The following is a 14,650-nucleotide window of genomic DNA, read 5'->3' on the forward strand; positions in this document are numbered from 1 at the left end:
GCGGTTAGCGGCCGGGCTCTTCCACCTTTCGGCGGATGATGGTGGCCCGGCCGGAGCCGGGTGTGACCTTGTCGGCGGGGCTGTCGGTGGAGATGCGATCCGCGCCGCCGCCGCCGAAGACGGTGTCCGCGCCCTCCTGGCCGTCGAGAACGTCGTTGCCCGGCCCGCCGTAGAGCCGGTCGTTGCCGCCGCCGCCGAGCAGGGTCGCACCGCCGGGATCGGCGCGGACGTTGTCGATCGATCGACCACCCTTCAGATACTTGAAGGTGACATGATTGCGGGCGTCGTAGGCGGCGCGGTCGTTGTTGCGGGGTTGGCCGTCATTGCCCTTCTGCTGGAAATATTCCTCCGCCGACCAGGGCGAGGTCTCGTCCAGAACCATGCGATCGACGCGGACGACATTGTGCCGGTCCGGGCTGCCGTGGAAGTTGATGTCGCGATTGGTATCAGCGACGTGGATGCGGTTGTAGAACTCGTTGTGCCCGCTCGAGAACAGCACCGCATGGCGGGTGTCGAAGACGCGCACATTGTCGAAGCGGCAGGCGACGGCGTCGCTCAGGTAGAGGCCGTAGCCGTTCGATCCGCCGCCCTTGTTGTAGGCGCCACTGATGCGAAGGTTGTTGCCGCTGGCGGCGATGGAATCGCGGATCTGGATACCGTGGGACAGCGAGTTGGTGACGCTGAGGTTCTCCAGCCGGGTGTTCAGCGTGCCCTGCGCCGAGATGCTGCTGGCGTTGTCGGCATTGCCCTTGAACAGGCGGGGATCCGGGCGGCCGGTGAAGCGGCGGGCGGGATCGGGATCGTTCGGGCGGCTGAAGGTGATGGAGAGATTGCGGACCGTGACGTTGCGGACGGGATCGAAGATGCGGACGGGCGTGGCCTTGCCCTGGGTTGCGACGGGGAAGTCGAATTCGATGCCCTTGTATTCGGGGCCATCGATGCCGGGGTTCACGTCGTGGCGGAGATAGAGGCGGGTAATGCCGCCCTGCGGCACGGCGCGGTCGATGATGAAGAGCGCCTCCCGCGCGTAACGCTCGCCCCCTTGGGAAGGCGTGCGCAGGAGAACCATCTTTCCGGCGACGCGGCCGGGGTTGCCGGCGACGGCGATGAAGTCCTGATGCGGGGAATTCGGTTCGGCGGAGCGGACCGGTTCGGCAAGCGTGGTGGTGACCGGGTAGCGCGCGAGCGAGCGGCCGACGGCGATGATGGAGGTGGCGGAGGAGAGGATGCGGACCTCGCCCGCGCCCTGCACGGTGACGCCGGAGGTCTCGATGCGGAGCGGCGCGTTCCACCGATAGGTGCCGGCCTTGAGCGTGACGACGTCGCCGGGGCTGGCGGCGGCGATCGCCAGGTTGATCGCGGCGAGCGCGTCTGCGGGCGAGAAGAAAAGATTGGCCATGCACCCTCCAGCAATCGCGACTTAAGCGCGAAGACGCCGGCGAGTTCCGTGGCCGCGATCGCGAAGAACGTTGATCCCCGCGCGATTTTCGCCTCATCATGGCCGCGGGGGGACTTTTTCATGCGCGTTATGATGTTCCTGATCGGCGCCGCGATATGGGCTGGGGCCGCGTCGGCCGAGGACAAGCCGTTGATCGGGCCGCCGTCCGGCTGGGTGGCGCCCAGGGCGGTTCCCGCCGTCCAGGGTCCGCCTGGCGAGGCGCCGATCAGCATCGTCATGCAGGACCAGCAGGTCGCGCTGACGCCAGAGGGCGTCGAGGCGTATAACCAGAATGTCGCGCGGGTGCAGACGCCTGACGGGCTGGCCGCCATGGGCACGCTGCAGATCGCGTGGAAGCCGGAGACGGACCGGGTGACCGTCCACAAGCTCCACATCCTGCGCGACGGCAAGGTCATCGACGTGCTGGCGGGCGGGCAGACGTTCACCGTGCTGCGCCGCGAGAGCAACCTGGAGCGGGCGACGCTGGACGGCATCCTGACCGCGACGATCCAGCCGGAAGGGCTGCAGGTCGGTGACGTGATCGACATGGCCTTCACGATCCGGCGGCAGGACCCGCTGTTCCAGGGTGTGCCGGAAACATCATCGGAGGTGCAGACGGTGCTGCCGTCCGGGCTGGTGACGCAGAGCGTGCGCTGGCCGGCCAGCCTGCCGGTGCGCTGGCGATCGACCGACCCGGCGGTGACGCCGTTCGTCGAGAAGAAGGCGGGCGGCGAGCGGATCGCCAGCCTGACGATGCGTGACGTGGCACCTGCGGTGCAGCCGAAATTCGCGCCGTTCCGCTTTGCCGAGCTGCGCCAGACCGACTTCACCACCTATGCGAGCTGGGCCGAGGTGGCCGCGCGGCTGGCACCGCTCTACGCCAAGACGGCGGTGATCGCGGGCGAGCCGCTGAAGGCGGAACTGGCGACGATCAAGGCGGCGGGCGGCGGCAAGAAGGGTCAGGCGGAAGCCGCCCTGAGGCTCGTGGAGGACCGCGTCCGCTATGTCATGCTGGGCATGGGCGACGGCAGCATGGTGCCGGCGGCAGCCGACCTCACCTGGTCGCGCCGGTTCGGCGACTGCAAGGGCAAGACGGTGCTGCTGATCGCGCTGCTGCGCGAGATCGGGATCGAGGCGGTGCCGGTGGCGGTGAACGCGGGCGGCGGCGACGGGATCGACAAGCGCCTGCCGATGGTCGGCCTGTTCAACCACGTTATCGTGCGGGCGGAGATCGACGGCAAGACGTACTGGCTGGACGGGACGCGGATCGGCGATCGCAAGCTGGACCAGATCGAGACGCCCGACTTCATCTGGGGCCTGCCGCTGGTCGAGAAGGGGGCGACGCTGGTGCCGATCCTGGCGAGCCCGCGCGCGCAGCCCGATGCCGAGCGCAGTATAGAGATGGATGCGTCCCGCGGCCTGTTCCTGCCGGTGCCGTTCAAGGCGACGCAGGTCTTCCGCGGCGACGGCGCGGTGGACATGAAGACGCGGCTATCCGGGCTGACCGCCACCGACCTGGACCGGGGCCTGCGCGATTACTGGCGCGGGCAGTACGATTTCCTGACGGTGAAGACCGTGTCGGCGCGTTATGACGAGGAGAGCCGGACCGAGACGCTGAGTGTCGAGGGCACGGCCGAAATGGAGTGGAAGGACGGCTGGTACGAGGCCGACGGCATGCACCTCGGCTGGAAGGCGGACTTCACGCGCGCGGAGGGGCCGAACAAGGATGCGCCGTTCAAGGTCGACTTTCCCGACTGGGGTGTGACCCGCGAGCGGATCGTCCTGCCGAACAAGGGACGCGGCTTCACGGTCAAGGACGTGTCGGTGGACCAGACCGTCGGTGCCATCGCGTTCAGGCGGGCTGCGGCGATAAAGGACGGCGTGTTCGTGGCGGAGGCGAGCAGCCGGTCGCTTGCCCGCGAATTCCCCGCCAGCGAGGCGGCGGCGGTGCAGAAGACCCTGCGGGCGATGAACGACGTGCGCGTCTGGCTGAAGGCACCGGCCGATTACAAGGCGAATGCGGCGGAGGTGGCGCAGCTCGCGGCGGGAGCAACGACCGAGGTTGAGCGCCTGTTGATCCAGGCAGGAGCCCTCCTCGACGACGCGAAGTTCGCCGAGGCGCTGCCGCTGCTCGACAAGGCGGCGAAGGCGGAACCGAAGAACGTCGAGGTCCTGAGCCGGCGCGCGGCGGCGCTGGAGGCGCTGGGCAAGCGCAACCTGGCGAAGGCGGACATGGACGCCGGGCTGGCGATCGAGCCGGCCAACTTTGCGCTGCTGAAGATGCGGATCCCGATCGCGCTTGAGGAGGAGAACCGGGAGCTTGCCAACCTCTACATCGCGGGCGCGGTGCGCGAGAAGCCGGAGGATCCCGGCATCCTGATGCTGCGGGCCGCCCTGCGCTGGGAGGTGCGCGACGCGGCGGGTGCGCTGGAGGACGCGGAGCATGTGATCCGCCTCAACCCGAATAGCGGAGAGGCCTATCTGATGAAGGCCAACGCCTGCCGTCGATTGAAGAAAGCGGATTGCGTGGCGGAGGCGGCCAAGGCGGCGCTCGAGGTGCCGGAGGAGGAGGACAGCTATTCGATCGCGGCGGGCGCGGCGATCTATCGTAGCATCGACCGGGAGTTGGCGATCAAGGCGCTGACCGACCTGATCGCGCGCAAGCCAAGCGGCACCGCCTATCAGCAGCGGGCGCTCCTGCGTCCCGAGAGCCAGCGTGCGGAGCGGCGTGCGGACCTCGACGCCGCCGTTCGGATCGCCCCGGCGGACGAGGATATCGCGCTGGCGCGCGCGCAGCTCGCGCGCGAGGAACGGGACTATGCGACGGCGCTGCGCCTGCTCGACCGGCAGGGAGAGAGTGCGCCCGGAACTGACATCCTCAACGAGCGGGGGATCGTGCGGGCGCTGTCCGGCGATGCGGCGAGGGCGGCTATCGACTTCAAGGCGGCGCGGGCGCGAGCGCGGGGAGCGCAAGCCCTGAATGAGCTGTGCTGGGCCAAGGCAATCGCGGGAGCGGGTCTAGAGGAGGCTCTGCTCGACTGCGAGGCCGCGCTGGCGCAGAAGCCCGACGCTCCGGACATCCTCGATTCCAAGGCGTTCGTCGAATTTCGCCTGGGCCGCCACGCCGATGCGGTGAGGGACTATGACGCCGCGCTGAAGCTGCGCCCGACCCAGGGCCAGTCGCTGTTCGGCCGTGGCCTGGCGAAGATCGCGCTGGGGCAATCGCAGGCGGGGCAGGCCGATCTCGCGGCCGCGCGTGCCGCGTATCAGGAGGTCGATGAGGAATTCCGGGAATATGGCGTCAAGGCGCCTGCGCCACCCCCGTCATTCGCGGAAATAGCGTCGATCGACCGGATCAGCTTCTCGGCCCCGAAGCATGTTGGCCAAGGCGCTTGAAGCGGCTCACACCATGACAGCCGTCGAAGCGGCATTGCGGGCACACGGCGTGGCGTTCGAGCGAAGGCGCGTTTCGGCGGATCCGGCGCTGCTGAAAACCTTCCCTCCTGCCGCAGCGGGTCTGCTGGACGGCGAGCCCTTCCTTGTCTTCCGGGATGACGCACCCTCTTACGTCTACAAGCTGGAGAGTGCCACGAAATAACCCATCCGGTAAAAACATCTTGACATCCGCGCGCTGTTATGGCACATAACGGGAACACTGAGGAATTGTAGCTGAGGGGCCGGGGCGAGGGATCGCTTCCGGCCTCTTTGCTGTCCGGAGGGCGGATATGGCGGATGGGAGCGAAACCTGCATTGCGGGCGGGGCGGGGCGTGTGAAGCAGGTCCGCACGGTGCGGCATGACGGGTGGACGGCGAAGAAGATCAAGCTGTTCCTCGATCACTTCGCCGGCACCTGCAACGTTACGGCGAGCTGTGCGGCGGCGGGGATGGGGGTTTCCAGCCTCTACCGGATGCGGGCGCGGGACGCGGCCTTCGCGGCGGCGTTCGAGGATGCGCTGATCGGCGGGTATACGCGGCTGGAGGCGATGGTGCTCGATACCGCGCTCAACGGCCAGGAGGTCGAGCGCGAGAACGAGGAGGGCGAGGTCGAGGTCGTCCGCGAGAAGGTCGACCCGAAATTCGCGCTGCGCGTGCTGGCCATGCACCAGCGCAAGGTGGCGGCGATCCGGGCGGAGCGGGCGGCGGCGGAGCGTGCGCGCGAGCTGGAGGCGGAGAGCGAGGAGGGGGTGAGGGAGCGGATCCTCGCTCGGCTTGACGAAATGGCGGCGCGACGCGGCGAGGTGGTGACGTGAGCGGGGAGGGCGAGGCGGTTCCGGCCAGCCGCGACTTCCCCTCCACCATCGGCGGTGCCGATGGTCCCACTCCCCAAGCGAGCTTGGGGAGGATGGAGAGGTCGGTGATGGAGCGGCTGAGCGACGAGAGCCGCGCGGACCGGACGGACATTTTGCGTGATGCGACCGATGCGGGGCTTATGAAGATCGAACGCAGCTGGCGCGCCTGGGCGCGGGCGCGGCAGTTGCCGCCGCCGGGGGCCTGGCGGATCTGGCTGATCATGGCGGGGCGCGGGTTCGGCAAGACGCGGGCCGGCGCGGAATGGGTGCGCGGCCTTGCCGAGACCGACGGGCGTATGCGGATCGCTTTGGTTGCGGCGACGCTGGCCGAGGGGCGGCAGGTGATGATCGAGGGGGAGAGCGGGCTGATGTCAATCGCCAGCCAGGGGCATCGCCCGGTCTGGCGCGCGTCGCAGCGGCGGCTGACCTGGCCGAACGGGGCAGAGGCGCGGCTCTATACCGCCGAGCAGCCGGAGATGCTGCGCGGGCCGCAGCACCATGTCGCCTGGTGCGACGAGGTGGCGAAATGGGCGAATGGCGAGGCGGTGTGGGACAATCTGATGATGACCCTGCGGCTGGGCGAACACCCGCGCGTGGTGGCGACGACGACGCCGCGCGCGGTGCCGCTGATCCGCCGACTGATGAAGGCGAAGGACGTGCAGGTGACGCGGGGGCGGACGCGCGACAACGCCGCGCATCTGGCGCGCGGCTTTGTAGAGAGCATCGAGGCGGAGCATGAGGGGACGCGTTGGGGCCGGCAGGAGCTGGACGGCGAGCTGATCGAGGATGCGGCGGGGGCCTTGTGGACCCGCGCGATGATCGAGGGGTGCCGCGTGGATGTTGTGCCGGATCTGGTGCGCGTGGTGGTGGGGGTGGACCCCTCCGCCGGCGACGGGACGGGCAAGGGCGATGCCTGTGGGATCGTGGTCGCGGGGATCTGCGCGGCGGGGCGCGGTTTTGTGCTGGCGGATGCGAGCGTAGCGGGGGCGTCACCGGATGGTTGGGCGCGGGCTGTGGCCTCGGCTGCCGAGCGGTATGGTGCCGATCGGGTGATCGCTGAGGCGAACCAGGGCGGGGCGATGGTGAGGAGCGTGCTGCACGCGGCGTCGGTGGGTTTGCCGGTGACTTTGGTCCACGCCAGCCGGGGCAAGGTGGCGCGGGCGGAGCCGGTGGCGGCGCTCTACGAACAGGGGCGGGTGGCGCATGTCGGCGCGTTTCCGGCGCTGGAGGACGAGATGTGCGGGCTGATCGCGGGCGGTGGTTACGAGGGGCCGGGGCGGTCGCCTGACCGGGCGGATGCGCTGGTCTGGGCGGTGACGGCGCTGATGCTGGGCAAGAAGGGCGAGCCGGGGGTGCGGGGGTTGTGATCCTGGTACTCTGCTCGCTGAGCGAGGCAGGCCTCCGCAGATACACGAACGGTTAGTACGCTCGAGTGCAAGAGTGCGGGAGAACGATCGAGGAGGTAGCCCGATGCTGCTTGTGGGGTGGCAACTGAGGTCGGCGGCGGCTGTTGTCCTTTCAGCATCGCTGGCACCGACCTCTGCGTTCGCTTGTGCCGCTTACCTCCCGCCGCGCCTGACTGACGTCAGCTTGGCGGATGTCGTAGTGATCGGTCGCATCGAGAACTACCGGATCGTGCGGGATGAGGCGTTCAGGCGGGAGAGGCTCGCTTGGCCTAAGCTGACTGCGGACATGCGCAAGGCATACGAGGACCCGGAGGGAAGCCTCATTCCTGATTACGCGAGCTTCGGGGTCCAGGTCGAAAAGGTCTTGTTTGGCCGAGCGCCGTCCAGCCTGCCGGTCACATGGGACAACTCAACATTCGGCGAGCCCGAGGAGATGAGGCAAGGGCGTTATGTGCTGGCGCTGCGATGGCCCCGATCCCCCGCCCCGCCGCTTCGTGGACCGAGCGCCACGATTTCGCCAAGCCCGGAGGCTGGGACGATGACGGTCCTTCAAGCGCCATGTTCGAGCGCCTTCATCTACAAGGCGGAGAGTGCGGAAGGACAGATTATCCAGTTTTTACTGGGTCCGGCGGCGCGGAGCCTGTCCCACAGTTCGGGAGAGCCGGTTCTGTACGGAGGACGGGAGCAGCAGTTAATCAGCGTGGACGATTATCCCCCTGACGCGCTCAGCGCAGGGGCGGAGGGTCTGACGGCCGTGAAGATGGCAATGGGTGCCGACGGCCGTCCTGTCGACTGCGCCGTTATCCGATCGAGCGGGTCCGTTTCGCTAGACCGTGCGACCTGTACGCTTTTGAAGCAACGCTTCAGGCGGGTGAGGTCGGTCGGCCCCAACGGGAAGCCGCTGGCCAACCACGTTCGCCTGTCGCACTTCTGGGTGCTTCCCAGAGCGGGAGAAGACGGCCGAGACTGGTAAGCGGTTCGCGGGCGTTGCCAGCGAGAGTGCCTGTGAGGCGGGCACTCGTCTTTTCGCTGCCTTGGCGGCCGGCATTGCTGGTGCGGGAAGTGGCAGTTCGAAGCACTCACGGAGGGGGCGTGTAGCAGGTCGGGCGGTCGTGTGCGGCACGCCCTTCCACCGCGCTTCGCGCGGCCCCTCCACCATCCTTTGGATGGTCCCCCTCCCCAGCTTTGCTGGGGAGGATGTTTGGAAGGGAAATCGATGAAATGGTTCGGGCGGAAGGGGGCGGAGGTGCCTCGGCCGGTGCTGGCGCGCGGGTTCGGCGTGGCGGCGGGCGGGGGCTGGGCTTCGTCCTATGAGGGGCAGGTGCGCGAGGCTTATCTGGGCAACGCCATCGCGCAGCGCGCGGTGAAGCTGGTGGCGGAGGGGGCGGCCTCCGCGCCGCTCTATGACGCGGCCGGGGACTCTGGCCGGGATGGGGCGCGGGTGGTGACGCCGGCGCTGGTAGAGGCGGTGGCGGCGCAGCTGTTGCTGCACGGCAATGCCTATGTGCAGGTGGTGGCGGATGCGTCCGACGCGCCGGCGGAGCTGTTCGCGCTACGGCCCGAGCGGGTGACGGTGGAGCAGGACGGGCGGGGCTGGCCCGCCGCTTATGCCTATCGGGTTGGTGGAGCGGTGACGCGGCTCGCGGCGGTGGATGCGGCCGGGCGACCGGGGTTGATCCACCTGCGGGGGTATCATCCGGCCGATGATCATTATGGGCTCGGGTGCCTGGGTGCGGCGGCGCGGGCGGTCGCGCTGCACAATGCGGCGACGCGGTGGAACAAAGCGCTGCTCGACAACGCGGCGCGGCCTTCGGGGGCTTTGGTCTATGAGGCGGGGGATGGGGCGGTGCTGTCGGGCGCGCAGTTCGATCGGCTCCGAGGCGAGATCGAGGCGAGCTTTGCCGGGGCGGCGAATGCGGGGCGGCCGATGCTGCTGGATGGCGGGTTGAAGTGGCAGGCGATCGGGCTGACGCCGGCGGACATGGACTTTGCGGGGCTGAAGGCCGCGGCGGCTCGGGAGATCGCGCTCGCCTTTGGCGTGCCGCCGATGCTGCTGGGGCTGCCCGGCGACGCGACCTACGCGAATTATCGGGAGGCGAACCGGGCGCTCTGGCGGCTGACGATCCTGCCGCTGATGACGAAGGTGCTGGGCGGGTTGTCGGCTGGGCTGGCGGCGTGGTGGCCGGGGACGGCTCTGGCGGTCGATCTGGATGCGGTGCCGGCGCTGGTCGAGGATCGGCAGGCGCTCTGGGCGATGGCGAAGGAGGCGGATTTCCTGACGCGCGCCGAGAAGCGGGCGATGGTGGGGTTCGGGGCGGAGGAACAGGGCTGACGTCTCCGTGCTCCTGCGGACGCAGGAGCCTTGGCGGGGCGCTTAGGCTCCTGCTTTCGCAGGAGCACTGGGGCGGGAAGGAGATGATCGCGCAATTGGTTGCACAAGCCGAGGCGGAGGGTGCCGGTCTGGTCACCTTGCGGGCCATTACCGAAGAGGCGAGTGCTGCCGGGGCGGAGCGGGCGCTGGCGCGGCTTGGGCTTGGCGATGAGGGTGCGGTCGGCGACGTGCGGGAGTTGCGGGAGCTGCTTTCCGCATGGCGGGACGCGAAGAAGTCGGCGGTGCGGGCGGTGATCGGTTGGGTGGCGCGGGTGGCGTTCGCGCTCGTGCTGATCGGGATCGCGTTCCAGGCCGGGCTGACGGGGAAATTGGGCCAATGAGGTTCGCGGGCTACGCGGCCTTGTTCGACCGGGTCGACCGGGGCGGCGACGTGATCCGGCGTGGGGCGTTCGCGCGGGCTGTCGCCGGTGGCGCGGGGTTGCCGCTGCTGTGGCAGCACGATGCCGCGCGACCGATCGGGCGGGTGGAGCATATCGCCGAGGACGGACGCGGCCTGCGGGTGATCGGGCGGCTGACGGGCGGCGGTCAGGGCGGTGAGGCGGCGGCGCTGCTGAAGGCGGGGGCGGTGAGCGGGCTGTCGTTTGGGTATCGTGTGCGGCAAGGGCGGGGGGCGCGGCCGCGCGAACTGCTGGACCTGGATGTGGTGGAGGTGTCGCTGGTGACGTTTCCGATGCAGCCGGGGGCAAGGGTGCATGCGGTGGAGGACGGCGCTCCGGTTTGAGCGATATCAGCCTTCGCTGGGATGACGGCTTTTTTCCTCCGTCACCTCAACGCGTGTCATGCCAGCGTAGGCTGGCATCGGTCGGGAAGTGGAGGGCGCGCTTGTCGCGGGCGATCCCAGCCTTCGCTGGGATGACGCGCAGGGCTGGTATGACGGCTTTTGAGGCGTCAGAGGATGACTTCGAACAGGTCGTCCCAGTTCGGGTTGGCTTCTTCGATAAGCCTGATCTGCCAGGCCTTGAGCGCCTTTTCGCGGGTGATGGCGGCGTACATGTCGTCGTGCGGTTCGGCGAGAACGAGGCGAGTGAGGCCGTAGCGGCGGCAGAAGGCGGAGCCGGTGCCAGCGCGGTGCTGCATCATGCGGGCGGGGAGGGTGGCGGTGACGCCGGTGTAGAGGACGCCGTGGGGTTTGTTGGTGAGGATGTAGGTGTAGGCGCGAGGCATTTGGTGGAGGTTAGCGCGCGCGTCCAGCGATGCCAGCCTTCGCTGGCATGACGACTGAAGAAACTGCGTCATGCCAGCGGAGGCTGGCATCGGTCGGGAGGTGGAGGGTGCGCTTGTTGCGGGCGATCCCAGCCTTCGCTGGGATGACGATTAGAGGTGACGGTTGGGCGTGTCCGGTTCGGGCGCGCCCTTTTTCTTTGGGGAGACCAGGGTCCGGACCCAATAACGGCTTTTGCTACCGCTTGGATCGTGATTCACTGCGTTGGTGTGGAGGCGGTGGAATGGCTGATTTCTTCTGGTTTTCCGATGCGCAGTGGGAGCGGATCGCACCACTGCTGCCGACGGACGTTCGCGGCAAGGCACGTGTGGATGATCGCCGGGTGCTGAGCGGGATCGTGCATGCGCTCCGCTGCGGCGGTCGCTGGGTGGACTGCTCGGACGTGTACGGGCCAAAGAAGACGCTCTACAATCGCTTCGTGCGCTGGTCCGAGCGCGGCATCTGGGAGGGGATTTCAGCGCGCTGGCAGGCGCCGACGACGCGCCGGACCGGCTGTTCATCGATAGCAGCTGCATCAAGGTCCACCGCTGCGCAGGCGGTGGAAAAGGGGGGCCTTGGCCCATGGTATCGGCCGCACCAAAGGCGGCCGGAACACCAAGGTCCATGCCGTCTGCGACGCCAAGGGCCGCCCTCACGTCCTCCTGCTGACGCCCGGCAACGTCCACGACTGCAAGGTCGCCAAGACCTGCATCGCGGCGCTGCCCCCATCCGTCGAACTCGTCGCCGACAAGGGCTATGACAGTCAGGAGTTGCGCGAATGGCTCAACCAGCGCGGCACCCAGGCCGTCATCCCGCCGCGCTGCAACCGCAAGGTCCAGTACGACTACGACCGCACCATCTACAAACAGCGCAACGTCATCGAGCGCATGTTCTGCCGCCTCAAGGACTGGAGGCGGCTCGCCACCCGCTTCGATCGCAACATCAAGAACTTCATGGGCGCTATCGCCCTCGCCGCCACCGTCATCTGGTGGTTGTGAGTCCGGACCCTAGGTCACGCGGAGACGCGGATACGCGAAGAATAAAGAGACAAAGGAGCCGCAAAGCGGCTCAACAAAAACTCTAACTCACTCTCCGCGCTGACGTGCTCCCCTGATTGTTACCATTCAGAGGTAGAGTCCGGCTCCTTCATGATGGTTGGTTGAGTGTATGACAACCTGTCTGGGGGCATGCCCCCAGACAGGTTCGCCGGCTTTCTCGGCGGGTGTTCTCCCGCCCAGTTTCGAGTGCGGCCTGACGTGATTGTAGTCGTGCCGCCAAGCGTCGAGCACGAAGCGGGCATGGGCCAGCGACGTGAACAGCGTCTCATTGAGGCATTCGTCGCGCAGACGGCCGTTGAAGCTCTCGACGAAGCCGTTCTGCATCGGCTTGCCCGGGGCGATGTAGTGCCACTCGACCCGCCGCTCCTGCGACCAGCGCAGAATGGCCGACGACGTCAGCTCGGTGCCGTTGTCGCTGACCACCGTATGCGGCTTGCCGCGCATACCGATGAGCCGCGTCAGTTCCCGCGCTACCCGTACGCCCGACAGCGACGTGTCAGCCACCAGCGCCAGGCATTCCCGCGTGTAGTCGTCGACCACGCACAGGATGCGGAACCGACGGCTGCACGTCAGGGTGTCGGAGACGAAGTCCAGCGACCAGCGCTGGTTCGGCCCATCCGGCAGCACCATCGGCGCCCGGGTGCCCAAGGCGCGCTTGCGACCACCGCGGCGTCGGACTCGCAGGTTCTCCTCGCGGTATATCCGCAGCAGCTTCTTGTGGTTGGGCGTCATGCCTTCTCGCGCCAGCAGATAGCCCAGGCGCCGGTAGCCGAACCGGCGCCGCTCCCCTGCCAACTCGCGCAGTCGTTGCCGTAGAGGACCGTCATCTGGCCGTGACGACCGATACCGGATCACCCCGCGGCTCACGCCGACCAGGTTGCACGCCCGACGCTCGCTCAGCCCGTGATGCTCACGAGCATGGGCGACAGCGTCCCGCTTAGCGCCGGGCGTCACCATTTTTTTGAGGCCAGATCCTTCAGCACGACGTTGTCGAGCATCGCCTCAGCCAGCAGCTTCTTCAACCGGCTGTTCTCTTCCTCAAGCGTGCGCAGGCGCCGGGCCTCGGACACCTCCAGGCCGCCATACTTCGACTTCCACTTGTAGAACGTCGCCGCGCTGATCCCGTGGCGACGACACACATCCGCCGTCGCCATGCCCGCTTCCTGCTCCTTCAAGATCGCGATGATCTGCTCTTCGCTGAACCTGCTGCGCTTCATCTTCGTCCGACTCCTTCGCGTCGGACTCTACTCAAAATCGGTCACATTTCAGGGGAGCACGTCAGCGCCTCCGCGCCTCCGCGTGAACCAACTCTACTCACCGCCCCTGCAAAATCTGCCGCAGCAGCACCTTCAACACCGGCGTCACAGCCGCCAGCCCCAGCTCGACCACAGCATCGCCCAAAGTCTCGCGCGACAACCCCTCCGGCCCATCAACGCAATGCCACATCAGCGCCACTAGCTCCCGCAACGCCAGCCCACCCGAAGCCGCCCGCTCCACAAGCGCGAACAGCGGACCCAACTCCTCCTCCGCCGCTACAAGCGCGGAAAAGGTCGGCCGCAACTTCACCGCCGCCCCAGCGACCACAAGAGAAGCCTCGCCCCGCACCGGGTTCGCACCGCCCCCAGCCCGTTCGGGCTGAGCCTGTCGAAGCCCCAGCGCCTCCGCCCCGCTCACAACGACACCACCGCGCCCGAACTCTCCAGGCTCAGCGTGTACGTCCGCTCGCCATTGAAATCGCCCGCATAGTCGAGCCGGGTCAGCAGGAACCGCCCCCGCATCCGCTCCCCGCTCTCGAAGCTGATCTCGTAATCGTCCAGCACCCCCGCCAGCGCATTCCCCTTCAGCCGCGTCTCCGCCGCCGATCCGGTGAACACCCCCGCACCCGACACCGAAACCGATCGCACCCCCGCGCCGGACAGCAGTTCCCGCCACCCGCCCGATTGCTTGGAGGTGATCACCACCGCCTCGCCGTTGATCGACGCCTGCGTCGTCCGCATCCCCGCCACCGTGGCATAAACCACCGGCTCCGCCCCGTTCCCGACCTTCAACAGGAACGCACTTCCCTTCTCCGCCGCCATGAACCCCTCCATCTTGATGCCGTGGCCCCAGCGAAGGCTGGGGCCCATGTCTCGCTCCACCACCACCACCGCAGATCCGCGAGCGATGGACCCCAGCCTCCAATGGGGTGACGTCAGCCAGCCAAAACCCGCGCCCGGAACTCCACCAGCCCCGCCCACGGCCCACCCGCGCCATCCCGCGCCACCCGCGACCGCACGAACACGAGGCTCACCACGCGGAAACCGTGCAGCTCCCGCGCCATCCCAAGCACCGCGTCCTGCACATCGCCCATCAATCCCTGCAGCCGCGCCGAGGATCGCCCGTCATCGCGCACCAAGACGCCCAACCGGATCTCGCGGCCCAGCCCCGTCTTGTGGCTCCAATCCCGCTCCTCCCCGTCGCCGATCTCGACAAAGGGAAAGGCCGCCCGCGCCGGCGCACCGTCGAACACCCCCGATACCTGCGTGCCCAGACCGCTCCGAAGCGCGGACACCATCGCCCCCTGCACCGCCAGCACAGCACTCATCGCCAGAACCCCCTGAACCGCGCATCGGTCACCCACCGGAAGCGCAATCGCGGCCCGGAAAGCACGACACCCTCCTCGCTCTCGGAAACCGACACATCAGCCGGCACCCGCGCCGCCACCCGCGCACGCCAGGCCGCGACCCGCCGCCCGGCGAGCCGTTCGATAACCTGCATGGTTTTTCCCCTTGAGGTCGGTGGTTCACGCGGAGGCGCGGAGGCGCGGAGAACAAGAGCCAAAAGAGCCGCAAAGCGGCTCAAGAACTCTCAATTACTCTCCGCGCCT

General features: G+C 68.0%; 15 protein-coding genes and 1 pseudogene. 9 read left to right on the forward strand and 7 right to left on the reverse strand.

Features of this window, described 5'->3' with window-relative positions:
- Positions 1–4: 4 nt before the first annotated feature.
- Positions 5–1,399 carry a hypothetical protein gene (locus ACM608_RS04020; protein WP_419681981.1) on the reverse strand — a complete coding sequence of 465 codons (1,395 nt, stop codon included), beginning with the start codon at positions 1,397–1,399 and terminating at the stop codon, positions 5–7.
- Between the two features lie 120 nt (positions 1,400–1,519).
- Between ACM608_RS04020 and ACM608_RS04025 the strand changes: the two genes are divergently transcribed.
- The 8 genes from ACM608_RS04025 to ACM608_RS04060 all read left to right on the forward strand — a co-directional run bounded on the left by ACM608_RS04025 (position 1,520) and on the right by ACM608_RS04060 (position 10,246).
- Positions 1,520–4,834 carry a DUF3857 domain-containing protein gene (locus ACM608_RS04025; protein WP_419681982.1) on the forward strand — a complete coding sequence of 1,105 codons (3,315 nt, stop codon included), beginning with the start codon at positions 1,520–1,522 and terminating at the stop codon, positions 4,832–4,834.
- Positions 4,818–5,036: a hypothetical protein gene (locus ACM608_RS04030; protein ID WP_419681983.1), complete on the forward strand. Its 219-nt coding sequence runs from the start codon at positions 4,818–4,820 to the stop codon at positions 5,034–5,036. The genes ACM608_RS04025 and ACM608_RS04030 overlap by 17 nt, the downstream gene beginning before the upstream one ends.
- A 127-nt stretch (positions 5,037–5,163) precedes the next feature.
- The gene (locus ACM608_RS04035) at positions 5,164–5,688 is read left to right on the forward strand and encodes a hypothetical protein (protein ID WP_419681984.1); all 525 of its coding nucleotides are present in this window, start codon (positions 5,164–5,166) and stop codon (positions 5,686–5,688) included.
- A gap of 92 nt (positions 5,689–5,780) precedes the next feature.
- A complete protein-coding gene (locus tag ACM608_RS04040; protein ID WP_419685086.1) occupies positions 5,781–7,094 on the forward strand; it encodes a DNA-packaging protein in 1,314 nt (437 codons plus the stop codon).
- A 103-nt stretch (positions 7,095–7,197) separates the two neighbouring features.
- Entirely contained in the window at positions 7,198–8,106 is a 909-nt protein-coding gene (locus ACM608_RS04045) for an energy transducer TonB (protein WP_419681985.1), read from the forward strand.
- Positions 8,107–8,349: 243 nt separating this feature from the next.
- Positions 8,350–9,465 carry a phage portal protein gene (locus tag ACM608_RS04050; protein WP_419685088.1) on the forward strand — a complete coding sequence of 372 codons (1,116 nt, stop codon included), beginning with the start codon at positions 8,350–8,352 and terminating at the stop codon, positions 9,463–9,465.
- A gap of 83 nt (positions 9,466–9,548) precedes the next feature.
- The gene (locus ACM608_RS04055; RefSeq protein WP_419681986.1) at positions 9,549–9,845 is read left to right on the forward strand and encodes a DUF6127 family protein; all 297 of its coding nucleotides are present in this window, start codon (positions 9,549–9,551) and stop codon (positions 9,843–9,845) included.
- Positions 9,842–10,246: an HK97 family phage prohead protease gene (locus tag ACM608_RS04060; RefSeq protein ID WP_419681987.1), complete on the forward strand. Its 405-nt coding sequence runs from the start codon at positions 9,842–9,844 to the stop codon at positions 10,244–10,246. The genes ACM608_RS04055 and ACM608_RS04060 overlap by 4 nt, the downstream gene beginning before the upstream one ends.
- 167 nt (positions 10,247–10,413) lie before the next feature.
- Here the strand turns inward: ACM608_RS04060 and ACM608_RS04065 are convergent, their stop codons facing one another.
- Entirely contained in the window at positions 10,414–10,689 is a 276-nt protein-coding gene (locus ACM608_RS04065) for a GIY-YIG nuclease family protein (protein WP_419681988.1), read from the reverse strand.
- Between the two features lie 281 nt (positions 10,690–10,970).
- Between ACM608_RS04065 and ACM608_RS04070 the strand changes: the two are divergent.
- Positions 10,971–11,724, forward strand: a pseudogene (locus tag ACM608_RS04070) (IS5 family transposase).
- Between the two features lie 126 nt (positions 11,725–11,850).
- On the opposite strand, the gene ACM608_RS04075 reads toward ACM608_RS04070, so the two are convergent.
- From ACM608_RS04075 to ACM608_RS04095, 5 genes are all read right to left on the reverse strand, one after another.
- A protein-coding gene (locus tag ACM608_RS04075) for an IS3 family transposase (RefSeq protein WP_419681056.1) occupies positions 11,851–13,001 on the reverse strand; the annotation gives its coding sequence in 2 pieces (ribosomal slippage) (positions 11,851–12,749 and positions 12,749–13,001; 1,152 coding nt in all).
- A 97-nt stretch (positions 13,002–13,098) separates the two neighbouring features.
- Complete coding sequence (locus tag ACM608_RS04080; protein WP_419681989.1) at positions 13,099–13,458, reverse strand: gene transfer agent family protein; 360 nt, start codon at positions 13,456–13,458, stop codon at positions 13,099–13,101.
- The gene (locus ACM608_RS04085) at positions 13,455–13,862 is read right to left on the reverse strand and encodes a phage tail tube protein (RefSeq protein WP_419685090.1); all 408 of its coding nucleotides are present in this window, start codon (positions 13,860–13,862) and stop codon (positions 13,455–13,457) included. The genes ACM608_RS04080 and ACM608_RS04085 overlap by 4 nt, the downstream gene beginning before the upstream one ends.
- 113 nt (positions 13,863–13,975) lie before the next feature.
- On the reverse strand, positions 13,976–14,368 hold the full coding sequence (locus ACM608_RS04090) for a DUF3168 domain-containing protein (protein ID WP_419681990.1): 393 nt from the start codon (positions 14,366–14,368) through the stop codon (positions 13,976–13,978).
- Complete coding sequence (locus ACM608_RS04095) at positions 14,365–14,541, reverse strand: hypothetical protein (RefSeq protein ID WP_419681991.1); 177 nt, start codon at positions 14,539–14,541, stop codon at positions 14,365–14,367. Before ACM608_RS04095 ends, ACM608_RS04090 begins: the two co-directional genes overlap by 4 nt.
- Positions 14,542–14,650 lie beyond the last annotated feature (109 nt).

Origin of the sequence: Sphingomonas sp. ID0503 (assembly GCF_048565625.1) — a bacterium.
Lineage (GTDB): Bacteria > Pseudomonadota > Alphaproteobacteria > Sphingomonadales > Sphingomonadaceae > JBLZUR01.

Excerpts from the sequence above, each read along its gene's own strand:
- ACM608_RS04020 (WP_419681981.1), bottom strand. The coding sequence starts at position 1,399 with ATGGCCAATCTTTTCTTCTCGCCCGCAGACGCGCTCGCCGCGATCAAC.
- ACM608_RS04025 (WP_419681982.1), top strand. The coding sequence starts at position 1,520 with ATGCGCGTTATGATGTTCCTGATCGGCGCCGCGATATGGGCTGGGGCC.
- ACM608_RS04035 (WP_419681984.1), top strand. The coding sequence starts at position 5,164 with ATGGCGGATGGGAGCGAAACCTGCATTGCGGGCGGGGCGGGGCGTGTG.
- ACM608_RS04040 (WP_419685086.1), top strand. The coding sequence starts at position 5,781 with ATGGAGAGGTCGGTGATGGAGCGGCTGAGCGACGAGAGCCGCGCGGAC.
- ACM608_RS04045 (WP_419681985.1), top strand. The coding sequence starts at position 7,198 with ATGCTGCTTGTGGGGTGGCAACTGAGGTCGGCGGCGGCTGTTGTCCTT.
- ACM608_RS04050 (WP_419685088.1), top strand. The coding sequence starts at position 8,350 with ATGAAATGGTTCGGGCGGAAGGGGGCGGAGGTGCCTCGGCCGGTGCTG.
- ACM608_RS04055 (WP_419681986.1), top strand. The coding sequence starts at position 9,549 with ATGATCGCGCAATTGGTTGCACAAGCCGAGGCGGAGGGTGCCGGTCTG.
- ACM608_RS04060 (WP_419681987.1), top strand. The coding sequence starts at position 9,842 with ATGAGGTTCGCGGGCTACGCGGCCTTGTTCGACCGGGTCGACCGGGGC.
- ACM608_RS04065 (WP_419681988.1), bottom strand. The coding sequence starts at position 10,689 with ATGCCTCGCGCCTACACCTACATCCTCACCAACAAACCCCACGGCGTC.
- ACM608_RS04085 (WP_419685090.1), bottom strand. The coding sequence starts at position 13,862 with ATGGCGGCGGAGAAGGGAAGTGCGTTCCTGTTGAAGGTCGGGAACGGG.
- ACM608_RS04090 (WP_419681990.1), bottom strand. The coding sequence starts at position 14,368 with ATGAGTGCTGTGCTGGCGGTGCAGGGGGCGATGGTGTCCGCGCTTCGG.
- ACM608_RS04095 (WP_419681991.1), bottom strand. The coding sequence starts at position 14,541 with ATGCAGGTTATCGAACGGCTCGCCGGGCGGCGGGTCGCGGCCTGGCGT.